Here is a 12995-nt window from a genome sequence, read left to right on the forward strand (position 1 = left end):
CTGGCGATGTGAAGCGCGCCGCGAACCCTAGTGGGGTCTTGGCGTTTCCTCAGAGGTTGTCAGCGGGGCTGGGTGTCTCAATCCCCTGCATACCGGCTCCTGCATCCTGGGGAACTGGGGGAAAGGCGGGGCTGGTGTTCTGGTGCACTTGCATGCCGGGGGCAAGTTCTTGCCCTGACTCTTGCCCTGTTTGCCACGCGGAATCGGCCATTGGCGCGGCTGACAGAGGTGTTTGCCCCATCGCTTGCCCCGTTTGCCCTGGCACTTGCCCCGACTCTTGGCCCGGCATGGGGAAGTTGGGGTCATCACCGACTGGGTTGGGAGCCTGGTAGCCCGCTCCCTTCATGATTTCATCGGCAATCGGCGCAATCATCGGCATCTGAGCCACCTGAGCACCGCCCTGCATCGCGCTATAGGCTGCCTGTACGCCGGTCTGCACCTGCTGGGCCGCCATCAGCTTTTCCTTGGCAGCAATCTCGCGCTCGCGCAGATCCAGCTCACGCTCCTTGAGGTCGCGCTGCAGCTCTTGCTCAATCTGCTTGCGCAACTGCTCTGGGTCGGTCTGCTGAGTGGCTTCCTTGATGACCTTGATAATTTCTTCCTTGCGGGGCAGGTCCATCAGGTCCAGCATGAAGGGCATCACCACCTGCTGCATCTCAGCTGGCAGCGCCTTGACGGCTTCGGAAAGGGCCGCGAGCTGCTGGGCGCGGAAGCTGGACGAGCTGGGCACATCGGACAGCGCCACCTTCAGGCGCGTGCGCTGCACATCGTTGTTCAGGTACTGCAGCCCGCTCTCATCCTGCACGACTTCATTGAGCACCACCGTTCGGGCGGGGTTGATGGTGTCGCCCTCGATGACGATAACTTCGCGCTCCTGGCCCAGATCCTCAATCTCCAGCGCCAGAATCAACTCGCCCACCATGGCGCGCCCCTCCTTGAAGTTGTCCATCAGGTCGGCAATGCTGATTTGCGACTGCTCCACCTGGGTCTGCTCCTGCACCCCACTGGTCGCGCTGCCCTGCTGGCCCTGAAACGCAGCGGTGATCGATCCCACCCGCTGCAAGGCCGCGCGGCTGTCGGCCATCATCTGCAGTTGCTGGTTGTTGAGCTGAAAGTCGCGCTTGACCTCAAAGCGCGCACCTTGCTGAGCCATGGCCACAGGGTCCAGCAAAATATCAGCATCCGGGCGGGCAATCTGACGCCGGAATTGATCATCGCTCATCGCCACCGCGCCCTTGGTGCGCTCCGTGCGGGTGCTGGCCATGCCCCAGCGCAGCTTGGCAATCGAGCTGTTGAGGTTGTCCTGCGGGAAGATCATGTCGCGCACCAGACCGAAAGGCGCGCGGGTCATATCCTCGCGGTAGCCCCAGAACGGCACATAGGGGAAGTGAGGATGAGGGTAAGGGCTGGCGCTGTCATGCAGCAGGTGCGGCCCCATCCAGTAAGAGCGGCGTACACGCACCACGGTCGAGCGCTCCAGCTTGCCCTGGCCACTGGCCACAGCAGCTTGGTGCATGGTGTTGCTGCTGTCGAACTCCACGACGCGGCCGCCGCGCATCTTGAGCAGCAGCACATTGACCCAGCGGCGGTACCACAGCTCCACCAAGCACACCTCGTCCGATTCGCGCCGGTACCAGGCTTGCTCTCGGGTGGTCCAGGCCCGGCTGGCATCCGCGCCAGATAGCAGCCCCGTCGATGTGCCGCCCTCGGTCACATAGCCCCCATAGCCACCCAAGCCGCTGACAGACTCAGCCTGATTGATCAGCTCCGCATGTTCCTCAAAGGCGCGCGCCGCCCTCTCCTTGCTGATGAAGCGCTCGCGCAGCAGCCAGCGTGCATCTGACAAGTCCTTCTCGCTGGCGCGCATGTCCCAGAAGATTTCATTGCGGTGGATGTAGCGGCACCGAGTCTTGTACTCCAGCGGATTGCTATTGCGTGCCACCTCAACCCAGCCCAGGCCTACAGCGGCTTGGGGCTTGAACGCCTCACTCATGGCCGCGTCTGCCTTGGAGAAGCGCTCTGCCTGATTGAGTCGGTAGTTCAGTGCGTCGGCCACATCCTTTCCCGTGGGGTCGCCATCCGGGGTCACACGCCAGTCGGTGCGCGTCTTGGCCTCAAACCCGCAAATCGCCGCGATGGCCGGGCCAATGACGTTCTCCTTGGCGGGAGGAACGCCCGTGGCCTTCATTCGCTTGAGCAAATCCGAGTCAAGCTGATTGCCATCCGCATAGTCGGCCTCTTTGTCGGCTGCTGCACGCCAGTGAGGCTGGTCGATGCACTCCTCAATGATGCGAGCGAATTCATGCACTGTCAGGGCTTGGCCCATGTCTGCGTTCTGAGGGGGTTTGGTGTATTGCATGGTGGTGGCTCCCTATCGCCAGTCCGGCGCATCAGGTTCTTGGTAGTCATCGCTGGCGTTCGGTATGCCAGCCATCTGCGGCACCCACAGCGCCACATAGCGCATGCAGTCGGCGCCGTGGCTGAACTCGTCGTGCAGCGGCTCCATGGGCTCATGGGTGACGGCATGAATACGCCGCTGGTAGCGCTTCAGACACTCCAGCAGTCGCGCGGTCTTGGTGGCATCGAAGTAGCAGCGCGGCATGAGCATGCGCACCTGCTTGATGCCTTCCCCCACATCGGTGGCCCGCTCTTGTGACCGGACAGCGCGCCGCCCCAGCTCGCGCAGCAGTTGCTCGGTGCTCTTGCCGGTCTGGAAGTTCTTGGTCTTGCCGTCATGCGGCAGGTAGTCCGTGCCCCATCGGTAGGGCAGCTTCTCCAGCTTGGCCACGTACCAATCAAGGGTGCGGTGGCTGTCTTCGATATAGCCAATGATTCGCACATCCTGGGGGCCGCGCTGCACCAGGGCGATGCTCATGGCATCGTTCCAGCCCAGATCCCAGACCGTATGCACCGGCAGCGTCGGGTCGTATGGAACGTCGCGCGCCCGGTGGTCCAGGTACACGGACTCCATTTCATGGCGATAAATGGCGCCAGCGGCCACACGCCGCGCCTTGCCTTCCCAGATATGGGCGTAATCGTCTGGCAGCATGGTGCGCTTGGCCTTGCGGCGTTCTTCATCGAGCACACGCGGAAACCAGGGGTTGTCGCGCCAGTTGATCTCGACCACCCAGGTGTCCGGGCTGGGCGTGGCAATGAAGCGCTGGTAGGTTTCATCCGTCTCCATGTCCGGGTTCAGGGTCAGCCATATCTCGCTGCCCTCCTTACGGATCGTTGGAATCAAGGTGTCCCACGACTTCTTGCTCACGCCATGGGCTTCTTCCACCCACACGATGTCGCAGCCCTCAAAGGACTTGATGGAATCCACAGTGTGGCTCTGCAAGCCTGAGAACAGAAACAGCGAGCCATTGATGCCGCGCACCTCGGTTTCCAGCACCTCATAGAAGGCTGTCAGGTTCAGCCGCGCAATCACATCCTTGAGCAACTGGTGCACAGACTGCTTGATTGACTTCTGGATCTCTCGGGTGCAGAGAACGCGCAGTGGGCGCGCGGTGGCCATCACCAGCAGCACGGCGGCCACGGTCCACGACTTGCCGCCGCCGCGCCCGCCGTGCATCACCTTGTAGCGCTTTGGCTCCCAGATGCCGGCCAACTTCTCGGGGATGGCCAGCACCGGCACGCCGGGCATGCCTTGCGCTGTAGAGGGGATAGGAGCGAGCTTCATTCCTGCTCTTCCTCATCAGGCTCGTGCACCGGCGCCTTCACATGCACGATCTGGATGGCCGGAGGCACATAGCCAGCCGTGCCAGGAGCTGGCTCATCCTTTTCCTTGTCGTCCATGCTGAAGGCCGTGCGCTCCATGTCCACCAGCATGCGCAGACTCTCCGAGAGGGTCTTCATGGTCTTGGAGCGCTCAGGCAGGCTGATGACCTTGTGGTACAGGTCGTTGAGCCGGTCAATCCCGTTGTCATCCGGGTTGCGCATGTTTTCGCCCAGCTGCTCCAGCAGGGCTACGGTATCGGGGTCGGCCTGCTGCTCCAGCTCGTCCAGCAGTGCATTGGTAATGCGCCGTGCTCGGTGAATGTCTCGGCGGTGGGCCAGGCGCACATCGGCAATCGCCTGGGCATTGGCATCGACAACGGCTCTCTCTGCAGCTCTGGTTTCCTTGGATACCTCGCTGGATACTGCTGCTTTGGATACCAGCGCGTCCGCCTTGCGCTGGATTTTTTCGGACAGGTCACGCTCCCATCCATCACGCTTTGCTCTCTTGTTGATAGCACCGTGCGTAATGCCGTTCTCATCTGCGATCTGACGCAGCGTTTTTACGCCTGCACGGTAATCCAGCTCGATGCGCTCCCAGTCTGCGGGCGCGGCTTTGCCAGCCACCTTTGCGCCGGTGGCCGACTGGATACTCTTTTGGGGTTTGGATACTGCCTCACTGGATGCCATACCAGTGATGGTCTCGCCGCCCCTCTGTGGTGTCGAACCCTAGCGGGGTGAGAGTCTAAGCATGGTGAACTGCCAAAGTCTCATAACGACCCTGTGCAGCCGTTGGTGTAATAGCTGCAAAGCAGTCACTCGTTGCACAGGTATGATTTGTAGCAATTACACACATGTCCCCGAAGGCCGCGCAGTTAGCAAATCAGGACAAGCGAGTTCGCTTTGCCCCGACTAATCATTGAAATTGTTAATGACGACGCAAGAACCCGCTGATCTTCCTCTAGAAGTTGTTAGAGCCCGCGAAGTCGCGCTGCGCCTACTAGCTGATCTGCCGCCAGCCGGCTCACCTCGCTCGGATGTTGAGGGCCGCGGATTAATGCTTTCGTCACGCACGAGTGCAAGCAGGCGTTTGCCTCCCTACTACTTGGTCTACTTTCTTTTTGTCGATCTGCTCCGCTATCCCCGCATGGGTCAAGGTGAAAAATCTGCATGGACTGTGCCAGTTCGGTATCAAGGCAGAGTTTATGGAGTCGAGCATCGCAAATTTGGACTTGGCATATTTGCGCCAAACTTGGACCCCAATGCAAGGATGAGCGGCACACCTAGTGCTCAGGCGGAGCAAGATGCATGTGTGATAGCTGATTTAATTACTAGGGCAGTTTCTGCAGCAGAACCGTACTTTCGCTGGAGAGCAGAGCAAGCTGTATCCACACCAAACCTGAACGTAATTAATAGAAGCGACAGTCTCTTTGATCGTTACCAATACTTTCACGACCGGTTTCAGCAACTATCAGCGGAGGCCGAGCTTCGGAAGGACGAAAAGGTAGTAGATAAATCTATATTGGCTGATGGTACGACGCTTATCAGCACAAGCTTTCCTAGCTTTGTGTTGCGACAGGAGGCAGATTGGAACGCACAGGCAGCGATCGAGGCCTTCTTTAGCTGGACCGAGCATGTTTTCATCCACATCGCAATCCTCCTTGGCCAACTCCGATCAGGAGATGAGGTAGCACGACTTGCTGATTCGGACTGGAAGGCGAAGTTCAAGGCTGCGTTAGACATTTCCGATGATCAGACCAAAGCTCATTACGACAATTTGCTAGATCTTCGCGCCCAGGTTCGGAACTTCATGGCACATGGTTCATTCGGTAAGCGAGGGGAGGCCTTCACTTTTCACTCCGGTGCTGGAGCAGTGCCTGTCGTACTTACTGAAGACCAGCGCCACAAATTCAGCCTGACCGGCCGGATCGCTTTTGACGAAAAGACGGCAATCGCTGGCATCGAGTCATTCCTAGAACATCTCTGGTCAGGTGATCGTGCTCCGATGCGTCTCCATGTCTTTAGTGGACTACCTAGCATCCTCACGTATGCGCTTGATGGAACCTACAGAGATGCGCTGCGATCAGAGGAGGCTATGGATGATTTTGTCAAATATCTGCACGGTGTCTTTGATCGCGCAGCGGACATGGACTGGTAGATAAAAATATGACAGCAGCCGCAGGTTGATTAGCTGGAATCTTGAAGGCAGCTTCCCACTTCCTCGGCTGACTGCTATTGGCCGATCTGCGACTGTCGCTGAATGACCTAACCCAGACCTTTGCAGCTGGATTGAGGCACTGGGTCTTAGCGGCCAATTGCTTGGGCGAGAGAGCCGTTCGCTCAAGGACTTGTTTAACGAAACTCGAAGTGTTCCCTGTGCAGTTGCCAGGACGCAGCTGGCAACGATTGCCTGAGTGCTCGCTCCAATTGCTTGCCCATACCAGTTGGACCACAGAACCACACCCGCAATTGCTTGTCGGCCTGATAACGTTGAAGTACCTCTTTGGGCGTCCAGCGATGGCCGTCGGCAAAGATATTCAGATGCACATTGGGATGAAGCTCAGCAGCCTCTTCAAGAGCTTTAGCAAGAGGGTCAGCCACATGCTGACAGGCGTATTGCAGCCAGGCCTGTGGGGCATAGTCATCATTGTTAACCTGGCCCAGCCAAGAAAGAAAAGGAGTTGCGCCAACGCCTGCGCCAACCCATACGTGCACGGCACCATCGTCGTGGTCAGGAGGCACAAAGCGGCCATAAGGACCGTCCAGCTCCACAACGATGCCGGGGTGCAGACGCTCGGGCAGGTTGCGTGTCCAGTCGCCCAGTTGCTTGATGTGAAAGCGTACGACGTGGTCTTGATGGTCAGCATCAGACAGCGTGAACGGGTGAGCCTCTTGCTCTCCTTCCAGACGTAAAAAGGCGAATTGCCCCGCAGCATGGCCTGGCCAGGAGTCATCCATACGGCATTGCACTTCCAGCACGTTGCCGAACTGCGTGACTGAAAGCACTGTGCCCGCATGGGGGTAGCGGGACCGCATGTCACGCACCAGTTGCATCACGGCGGCCACGACGCCGAGGGTCATTGTCAACGCCAGTAGCCAGCCTCCCACTCCGCTCCAATAGCTAGGAGGAGTCAGCACAGTGCCATGAAACACCAGTATCAAATACGCCAAGGGCATGAATCGATGAAACCAGTACCAGCGCTTGTATGGCACTGCGCGACGAGCAAGCGTAATGACCAGCATCAGGATCAGTGCATAAAAGGTCCATTCGCCCAAGGTTTTGGCATAGGGTTTTAGGAGGCTGACCCACTCGGGCACTGGCGCCTTAGCCAGCCTGCCTGCGCTACCAATAGCCGTCGTGATGAGCGGCTTGGATTGCTTGACCAGCCAATGCGCCAAGCTCAACGCAATGGCAATGATTCCCAGCCATTTGTGCAAACGGTAGGCTTTATCCATACCGCCCAATGGTGCCTCCACCCAGCGAGGGCGCAAGGCCAAAACCATAATGGCCGTCATGGCCCCTAAAGCCAGAATACCAGAAAGCAGCATGCCTTCTTGTCGCATCACCCATAGCAGGTCACCTGGTGGCGATGGAGAGAGCCAAAAAGCCTCTACAGCCCAAATCACAAAGAAAGAGGCAAGGACAAGAAGAATGGAACGGCGCAAGACAGTACTCCGGTTGGCTAGACGGCCGGCAGAACCAGAGTGCAGTAACAGATGCATTCAATAGCTCTGGTTCGTTCACCACAGCCGATTTCAGGACGTTTGAGGCTATTCAAGACTAACCAAATCAACGTAAGGCTAACATGGCACTCGATAGACTCTATCCATGTCCAACCGTTTCACAGAGCAATACTGCCATTTGTCCGCAATCGATAAGGTCCGTTTCTAGCCGTTTGAAGTCATCGAATCAAACATCCAATACCATCTGATCCACATTGCCGTTCTTTCGCATTGTGGCGGCGAGCGCTGCACTCTGTCGCTTTGCATCTCTAAGCTGCAGAGCCTGCAGCGACACCAAGGCCTGCAGCTCATGAATACGCTCCAGAGCTGATGCCTCCATCGCCTTGCCCGCCAGCAACTGCCCGGCTGAACGGGCCTCGGAGGGGTTCAGCTCCATGACGGAATAGCCCTTCTCCAGCTTGTACATACCATTGGGCAGCACCGTCATGCTGATGGCCTCTGCAGGCGCAAACTGCTCCAGAGGCATATAGCACTGCTTTTCATGAGAAATCAGCCCTTCTCCACGCAGCGCCTTGATACGGTCATCAACCGTGGTGGGCTTCAGCTTTGTTATCTCGACAATGCGCTCACGCGTTGGCCTCTCTCCTGCAGAGTGCAGCTCGCGAATGGCATCAAACACGCGAAACAGACTTGATGCGCCTTGCTCAGTTACTCCAAGGTCAACCCCGCCATCTTTGGCGCGATGGCGCAGGGCTTCTACTGTCTTAGGTGCAAGTGGTTTCGCTGGCATTGGTTCTCCGATAACATGGTGATTGCTCAGGTCATCACGCACCGGCACTGGCCCACTTCGGTGGGCCTTTGCTTTTTCAGGGCCAGGGGGGAACACTTCGCGGCCACAGGCCCATGGTCAAAATCGTGTGGCGAGTAATACGGCCCCACTCCAGTCCGTACTCGCGGTGCGCCTCACGCCCTCCGCTCTCCAGCAAGCGGCCCTGGTCATAGGCCACATGGCAACCCTCGATGCCTGGGCGGCTGCAGCACAGCGCAAAGCCGGTGCGGTCATCCGTCTTCAAGCTCAAGCCCTTGCCCAAGTTCAGGTGCGCGTGCTGGCTGTAGCCCTCAATGCCGCACCACATGCAAGGCAACTGCGCGACCAGGCGGCGGTAGGGCTCGCTCTCTACCGCGTTGTCCTTCTCAATGGCGATGCCCGTGGTGGCCGATCCCATCACGACGACTGACTTCACAGTGATCAGCCCAGCAGTCGCGCGGGCGGCTTCAAGCTGGCGGGCAGCACGGGCCTCAAGGCGGGCTTCGCGGCTTTCTTCTCGCCCTGGCTCGTAGTGATGGCCCTCGTCCTGCTCGTGCTCCTGACGGTTGCCAGCGCCAGCCCAGCCGCCACGAGACTTAAAGCCCTTGCCGGGGTTCATGGGGGTGCGTCGCATCAGCATGCAGCCCTCCTCGGCATCCCTACCTGCACCAGACCTGCAGCGGCTGCTGCATCCTCGTCGGCGTAGTCGCGCTCCAATTCGCAGCCATCGCCCAGGTGCCCCATCAGGGCCAAGCCCAGCCCGGAGGCAATCTGATACTCCAGACGCGCGCCCTTGGAGTTGTGCCACCCAGGGAGCATGTAAACCGAGTCACACTGCGCGATCTGGTGCAAGCTCATGCGCATGTAGCCTTGCCAGCTCTTGCACTCCGGCTCTGGGTTCTCTGCGGGGTTCTCCACTTCATAGCCCATGGCGCGCAGCTCGGCGGCCTTGGCGTTGAATGCGGGGTAGTTAAATTCCGGCAGGCCAGTCATGGGACCAGCGATATAGATGCGCTTCAATACCATGCACGCCCCCCGTCCTCAACAAACACAGAGTACCCGTGGTCGTTCATTACATGCACCTCGCGCGATCCCATCTCGATCGCGTTGCAGCAGCGGTCTTGCATCCAGTGCTTGACGACATAGCGACCATCATTCAGGCGCTCATAGGTGGGCCACACCAGCTTTGTGATGGGTGAGGCACTGGGCTGCTTGCGCTGGCCAGCCAAAGGCACGGTCTTGCCAAAAAAAGCAATGTCCACCATCAGAAAACCTCCCTGTCCCAGCCGCCGCCGTCCTTCTTTGCCTTCTTTTTGATAGCAATGAACTCAATCGGGAAAAGCGATGCAGCTACTTTTGTCTTCACTCTCGCGTCATCTGTCCAGTAGCCTTTGACCTCGTGGGCCTGCAGCTGACCATCGGCCAGCATCACCATGAAGTCGGGCGTGTAGCGCGTGTCATCGGCCAACTTGAACGTCATGGCCTCAAACTTGAACCAGAGAACCTCTCCGGCATGCTGGCGCTGGGCCAGGTGCTCGTGGTAGGCCTGCTCCGTGCCGTTCATCACGCCGGCCTTGAGTCGGCCCTTGGCATACATCGCGGCCTTGGGGTCCTTGGCAGCTAGAGGGGCTTGAGCTCGTCCGGGTGTGGCTTGAACCCCAGGCGCTTGAGCTCGGCTTTGACCGCCTGACGCATTCCTGGCCACAGGCCGTGCCCGTGTGTCACGGACTCCTCTTCCAGCTCCATAGCCCTGTGCCTTGAGTAGTGCCACCACCCCGGCGTCATGGACAGATGTACCAGGTAGTCCCGCATTTCCAGATAGTGCGGTGGGAGTGGTTTTGCGTTTGGCATTCATCATCTGCCCTCCTGTTGGAAGGCCTGTACGCGCTGGGCGGTCTGGCGCTTGGCTTGGCTCGTGCGCATGCGGTCTGCTCGGGCCAGCACCTGGGCTGGGGTGGAGCGGCCAGCCTTGCGGGCAAACTGGTCGCGCAGGTTGGCCAGCTTCTCCAGCGTGGCGCGCTCTGGACCCGTGGGTAGGCTTTCCGGCGCAGGCAGCGCCAGCGCAGCGCGGGGAGCTGGCAGCTGCAGTTGGTCCCTCAGATCGTCTGACAGGGCTTCAAGCCCCCCAGGTATGCGCCCTGCTGCAATCGCTTCATGCAGAGCCCTTGCGCGGCCTTCCTGGTCATATCCAAGGCTGACCTGCACCCTCGGCAGCTGGCGCTGGGCGCGGGCTTCGCCTGTCACGCGGCCATAAGCCTCCATGAATGCCTGGCGCGCTCCGAACTTGTCGCCTGCATTCAAAAGCGGCGCGGCAATCGCCCATGCCTCGGCAATCTCATTCGTCCACACGATGGTGGCGCGGTCGTCAGCGCTGGTCAGCGCCAGCGCATAGGCCTCTGCCGGCAGCAAACGCCCCATGGCGTGATCCACGTACTGCAGCACCGTGCCCGTGAGGATGGGGCCACGATGCTCGGCACGGATACGGGCCAAGGCCATGCGCAGCAAAGGCTTGTCGATGTGGGCAAGGTCAGAAGCCAGCAGCGACAGCGCAGCAGGACGGATCTGCTGACCCGACAGCTCCATGGTCGCGCCCAGCTCCTCCAGCAGCCAGTCTGTGTCTTGGTGGTCAAGCATTGCCTGCCTCCCTGCGCTGGCGAGTCAGGCGCTTGGCCTCCTCGATGGCGTCAAAGTTCGCACTCGACTGGTCTGCAGCGCGTGCAGCAGTGGCCGTCACGGCTTGGCCGCGTGCCCATTGCGTGCGGTATCCCTCGGCCTGGTTGACCAGCACGCCCACGCCATGCGAGTTCTTCACCACGAACGTCTCGTTCACGCACTGCACGTACCACGCTGCAACCTGGGGCGCTTCCTCGTAGCCCAGGCGCTTGACCAGAGTTTTGACGTTCGCGTTGACCACCGCATTGCGAACCGGCTTGACCCCGTAGCGCTGCTCAAAGGCCAGGCTGTAGGCTGCCCAGGTTTCTCGGCATGCGGCCTGCAGCTCGGTTTCCTCATCGGCTTTAGCCTGATTCCCGCCACCTCGGGCCGGCTGCAAAGCAGGCGGAGAAGAAATATCTGCAGTAGTCTCTGCTGTAGTCTCTGTAGTAGTCTTTCTTAGTTTAGTTTGCGACTTTTTCGCAATCCTGTTTGCTGGAATCCCGCAATCTGGCGCGCCAGATTCCAGTGAACCTGTCTGCGAGTTTGCGGCATCCTTGTTTGCGGGAATCCCGCAATCTTGTTTGCTGGTGAGGCGGGGACTCAGCAGTTGCTCCAGCTTTTCAAAGTTGACGCGGTAGTACAGCTTGGCAGGAATGCCCTTGCGGTCTTCATCCATCACCCCCAGCGTCAACAAGCGCTTGCGGGCAGTCTCCTGCTCAGCGCGGCGCAAGCCAGTTTCTTCCTCCCACTCCGCTTGGGTCTTGAAGAACCAGCCTGTATCGTTACCGCTGCGGCGCGACCAATAAACAGCCTGACTCAGCAGCAAGGCGCCGGTGATGCCTGCGCCAAGAGCCACAAAGACCCGCTGAAATGCGATTGGACGATCAAGATACGTGGCGATATTGCTCATGCGGCACCGCCTTCCAGCGCCAGCGCAGCCTTGTGCTTGCCCCACAAGCCCGCAACCCACTCCACACCCTTCGGGGTGAACTTGGTGGTGTTGAATGCACGCTCGTTGGCCTTGGCCACACCAGAGCGCACCACAAAGCGGCCTGCTTCGATATGGTTCTGGTAAGCCGTCCACTCATTGCTCAAGCGGTACATGATCTTTGCGTCCTGCAGCCAGGCGCGAAACTCATGCTCATTGGCCTGCAGCAGCTTGGCAACCTGCCTGAATCCCATGGAGCCATTGGCCGCCACGTAGCGATCCACATACTCCACCTTGGGTGCAGCCAGCGCCAGCTGCTCTCGCTGGGATTCAAGCTGTTCGGCCTGCTCTGCTGCCAAGCGCAATGCCTGGGCCATGGTCTGGGGCACTGCTGGCGCTGCTTGTGCCTCCAGCTCCTGCCAGCGGTCAATGACGCGAGCTCGGTGCTCGTCGCTGTAGCCAGAAACCACCAAATGAGAGTCGCGCTCGATCAGGTCGTAAACCTCGATGGGGCGACCTCCCGTGTCTTCGCGGCGGGTTTTACGAATTGATCGTAAAAGCCCCTTGGCAAACAAGCGCTCGATAGTGGCCACAACATCGTTGTGGCGTGCCTCGACAAGCTCCGCTATCTCGCGGCTGCTCATGGTCGGAACTTGCGATGTAGGACGCAGCGTCATTGGCCTGTCCCTCCGTCTGCATCCATCAGCAATGGATTGCCTCGCAGTGCGCGCGTAAGCAAACTAGCCTTATGCAACTCAGCTTTCACATGCGCTTCCAGCACTCGATTCACATAGGCCGTGCGGTCAAGGCCCATGGTCATAGCCAGAGCATCAATCGCCTGTACCACCGGCGTAGCGCACTGGCCGCGCAACTCTGTTCGTTCGGACATGGAGCTCATGCTCAAGCCTCCTTACTGCTGGAGGTCTGCGCCAGCTCTGGCCAGATTTGCTGCCAGTCATTTGGACGCAAGTCCCGACGCGTTACGACTCCAGAAGTGCGGCGCTCAATCTCTGGGCAATGTTCAATTGGAGTTTGGCGCCCCCCTTGCTTCCACTGCCAAACGGCTGCCTTGGTGACACCTAGCCAGTCCGCGAGTGCTTTTTCTGATCCTGCGATTTCAGCCGCTATTTCAATGGGGTGCTTCATACCTAAAGGCTAGCATTACTAGCCAAATTAGACAAGCATTACTAGCCTTTGGAGTAT

General features: G+C 59.2%; 16 protein-coding genes. 1 reads left to right on the forward strand and 15 read right to left on the reverse strand.

The annotated features are described in order from the left end of the window. Nucleotides 1-49: 49 nt before the first annotated feature. Genes AC2I9W_RS15305 through AC2I9W_RS15315 form a run of 3 tightly spaced genes read right to left on the reverse strand, consistent with a single transcriptional unit; the run spans nt 50 to nt 4407 of the window. Nucleotides 50-2359, reverse strand: coding sequence for a portal protein (locus AC2I9W_RS15305; protein WP_486410783.1), 2310 nt, complete (start codon nt 2357-2359; stop codon nt 50-52). A 12-nt stretch (nt 2360-2371) separates the two neighbouring features. Beyond that, nucleotides 2372-3682, reverse strand: coding sequence for a PBSX family phage terminase large subunit (locus tag AC2I9W_RS15310; protein ID WP_486410784.1), 1311 nt, complete (start codon nt 3680-3682; stop codon nt 2372-2374). Next, the gene (locus AC2I9W_RS15315; RefSeq protein ID WP_486410785.1) at nt 3679-4407 is read right to left on the reverse strand and encodes a hypothetical protein; all 729 of its coding nucleotides are present in this window, start codon (nt 4405-4407) and stop codon (nt 3679-3681) included. The genes AC2I9W_RS15310 and AC2I9W_RS15315 overlap by 4 nt, the downstream gene beginning before the upstream one ends. A gap of 241 nt (nt 4408-4648) precedes the next feature. Between AC2I9W_RS15315 and AC2I9W_RS15320 the strand changes: the two genes are divergently transcribed. Continuing rightward, nucleotides 4649-5875, forward strand: a complete 1227-nt coding sequence (locus tag AC2I9W_RS15320; protein WP_486410786.1) for a hypothetical protein — start codon at nt 4649-4651, stop codon at nt 5873-5875. A 194-nt stretch (nt 5876-6069) separates the two neighbouring features. On the opposite strand, the gene AC2I9W_RS15325 is transcribed toward AC2I9W_RS15320, so the two are convergent. The 12 genes from AC2I9W_RS15325 to AC2I9W_RS15380 all read right to left on the reverse strand — a co-directional run bounded on the left by AC2I9W_RS15325 (nt 6070) and on the right by AC2I9W_RS15380 (nt 12938). After that, nucleotides 6070-7440, reverse strand: a complete 1371-nt coding sequence (locus AC2I9W_RS15325) for a ferredoxin reductase family protein (protein ID WP_486410787.1) — start codon at nt 7438-7440, stop codon at nt 6070-6072. Between the two features lie 187 nt (nt 7441-7627). After that, complete coding sequence (locus AC2I9W_RS15330; RefSeq protein ID WP_486410788.1) at nt 7628-8191, reverse strand: hypothetical protein; 564 nt, start codon at nt 8189-8191, stop codon at nt 7628-7630. A 76-nt stretch (nt 8192-8267) separates the two neighbouring features. Continuing rightward, nucleotides 8268-8849 carry a hypothetical protein gene (locus tag AC2I9W_RS15335; protein ID WP_486410789.1) on the reverse strand — a complete coding sequence of 194 codons (582 nt, stop codon included), beginning with the start codon at nt 8847-8849 and terminating at the stop codon, nt 8268-8270. Next, nucleotides 8843-9202, reverse strand: coding sequence for a DUF4406 domain-containing protein (locus AC2I9W_RS15340; protein WP_486410790.1), 360 nt, complete (start codon nt 9200-9202; stop codon nt 8843-8845). Before AC2I9W_RS15340 ends, AC2I9W_RS15335 begins: the two co-directional genes overlap by 7 nt. Nucleotides 9203-9225: 23 nt before the next feature. Beyond that, nucleotides 9226-9474: a hypothetical protein gene (locus tag AC2I9W_RS15345; protein ID WP_486410791.1), complete on the reverse strand. Its 249-nt coding sequence runs from the start codon at nt 9472-9474 to the stop codon at nt 9226-9228. Further along, nucleotides 9474-9806, reverse strand: coding sequence for a DUF1064 domain-containing protein (locus AC2I9W_RS15350; protein WP_486410792.1), 333 nt, complete (start codon nt 9804-9806; stop codon nt 9474-9476). Before AC2I9W_RS15350 ends, AC2I9W_RS15345 begins: the two co-directional genes overlap by 1 nt. 23 nt (nt 9807-9829) lie before the next feature. After that, the gene (locus AC2I9W_RS15355; RefSeq protein ID WP_486410793.1) at nt 9830-10060 is read right to left on the reverse strand and encodes a hypothetical protein; all 231 of its coding nucleotides are present in this window, start codon (nt 10058-10060) and stop codon (nt 9830-9832) included. A gap of 3 nt (nt 10061-10063) precedes the next feature. Continuing rightward, nucleotides 10064-10843, reverse strand: a complete 780-nt coding sequence (locus AC2I9W_RS15360; protein ID WP_486410794.1) for a hypothetical protein — start codon at nt 10841-10843, stop codon at nt 10064-10066. Then, a complete protein-coding gene (locus AC2I9W_RS15365) occupies nt 10836-11774 on the reverse strand; it encodes a hypothetical protein (RefSeq protein WP_486410795.1) in 939 nt (312 codons plus the stop codon). Before AC2I9W_RS15365 ends, AC2I9W_RS15360 begins: the two co-directional genes overlap by 8 nt. Next, a complete protein-coding gene (locus AC2I9W_RS15370) occupies nt 11771-12469 on the reverse strand; it encodes a phage antirepressor KilAC domain-containing protein (protein WP_486410796.1) in 699 nt (232 codons plus the stop codon). The genes AC2I9W_RS15365 and AC2I9W_RS15370 overlap by 4 nt, the downstream gene beginning before the upstream one ends. Continuing rightward, entirely contained in the window at nt 12466-12690 is a 225-nt protein-coding gene (locus AC2I9W_RS15375) for a hypothetical protein (protein WP_486410797.1), read from the reverse strand. The genes AC2I9W_RS15370 and AC2I9W_RS15375 overlap by 4 nt, the downstream gene beginning before the upstream one ends. 2 nt (nt 12691-12692) lie before the next feature. Continuing rightward, nucleotides 12693-12938, reverse strand: a complete 246-nt coding sequence (locus AC2I9W_RS15380; protein WP_486410798.1) for a Cro/CI family transcriptional regulator — start codon at nt 12936-12938, stop codon at nt 12693-12695. Nucleotides 12939-12995 lie beyond the last annotated feature (57 nt).

The organism is Comamonas sp. FUJ_7 (assembly GCF_057369555.1).

What these genes read in the sequence shown, in the direction of transcription:
- AC2I9W_RS15320 (WP_486410786.1), top strand. Translation starts at nt 4,649, where the DNA reads ATGACGACGCAAGAACCCGCTGATCTTCCTCTAGAAGTTGTTAGAGCC.
- AC2I9W_RS15375 (WP_486410797.1), bottom strand. Translation starts at nt 12,690, where the DNA reads ATGAGCTCCATGTCCGAACGAACAGAGTTGCGCGGCCAGTGCGCTACG.
- AC2I9W_RS15305 (WP_486410783.1), bottom strand. Translation starts at nt 2,359, where the DNA reads ATGCAATACACCAAACCCCCTCAGAACGCAGACATGGGCCAAGCCCTG.
- AC2I9W_RS15380 (WP_486410798.1), bottom strand. Translation starts at nt 12,938, where the DNA reads ATGAAGCACCCCATTGAAATAGCGGCTGAAATCGCAGGATCAGAAAAA.
- AC2I9W_RS15370 (WP_486410796.1), bottom strand. Translation starts at nt 12,469, where the DNA reads ATGACGCTGCGTCCTACATCGCAAGTTCCGACCATGAGCAGCCGCGAG.
- AC2I9W_RS15310 (WP_486410784.1), bottom strand. Translation starts at nt 3,682, where the DNA reads ATGAAGCTCGCTCCTATCCCCTCTACAGCGCAAGGCATGCCCGGCGTG.
- AC2I9W_RS15350 (WP_486410792.1), bottom strand. Translation starts at nt 9,806, where the DNA reads ATGTATGCCAAGGGCCGACTCAAGGCCGGCGTGATGAACGGCACGGAG.
- AC2I9W_RS15315 (WP_486410785.1), bottom strand. Translation starts at nt 4,407, where the DNA reads ATGGCATCCAGTGAGGCAGTATCCAAACCCCAAAAGAGTATCCAGTCG.
- AC2I9W_RS15330 (WP_486410788.1), bottom strand. Translation starts at nt 8,191, where the DNA reads ATGCCAGCGAAACCACTTGCACCTAAGACAGTAGAAGCCCTGCGCCAT.
- AC2I9W_RS15355 (WP_486410793.1), bottom strand. Translation starts at nt 10,060, where the DNA reads ATGCCAAACGCAAAACCACTCCCACCGCACTATCTGGAAATGCGGGAC.
- AC2I9W_RS15360 (WP_486410794.1), bottom strand. Translation starts at nt 10,843, where the DNA reads ATGCTTGACCACCAAGACACAGACTGGCTGCTGGAGGAGCTGGGCGCG.
- AC2I9W_RS15345 (WP_486410791.1), bottom strand. Translation starts at nt 9,474, where the DNA reads ATGGTGGACATTGCTTTTTTTGGCAAGACCGTGCCTTTGGCTGGCCAG.
- AC2I9W_RS15325 (WP_486410787.1), bottom strand. Translation starts at nt 7,440, where the DNA reads ATGCATCTGTTACTGCACTCTGGTTCTGCCGGCCGTCTAGCCAACCGG.
- AC2I9W_RS15340 (WP_486410790.1), bottom strand. Translation starts at nt 9,202, where the DNA reads ATGACTGGCCTGCCGGAATTTAACTACCCCGCATTCAACGCCAAGGCC.
- AC2I9W_RS15365 (WP_486410795.1), bottom strand. Translation starts at nt 11,774, where the DNA reads ATGAGCAATATCGCCACGTATCTTGATCGTCCAATCGCATTTCAGCGG.
- AC2I9W_RS15335 (WP_486410789.1), bottom strand. Translation starts at nt 8,849, where the DNA reads ATGCTGATGCGACGCACCCCCATGAACCCCGGCAAGGGCTTTAAGTCT.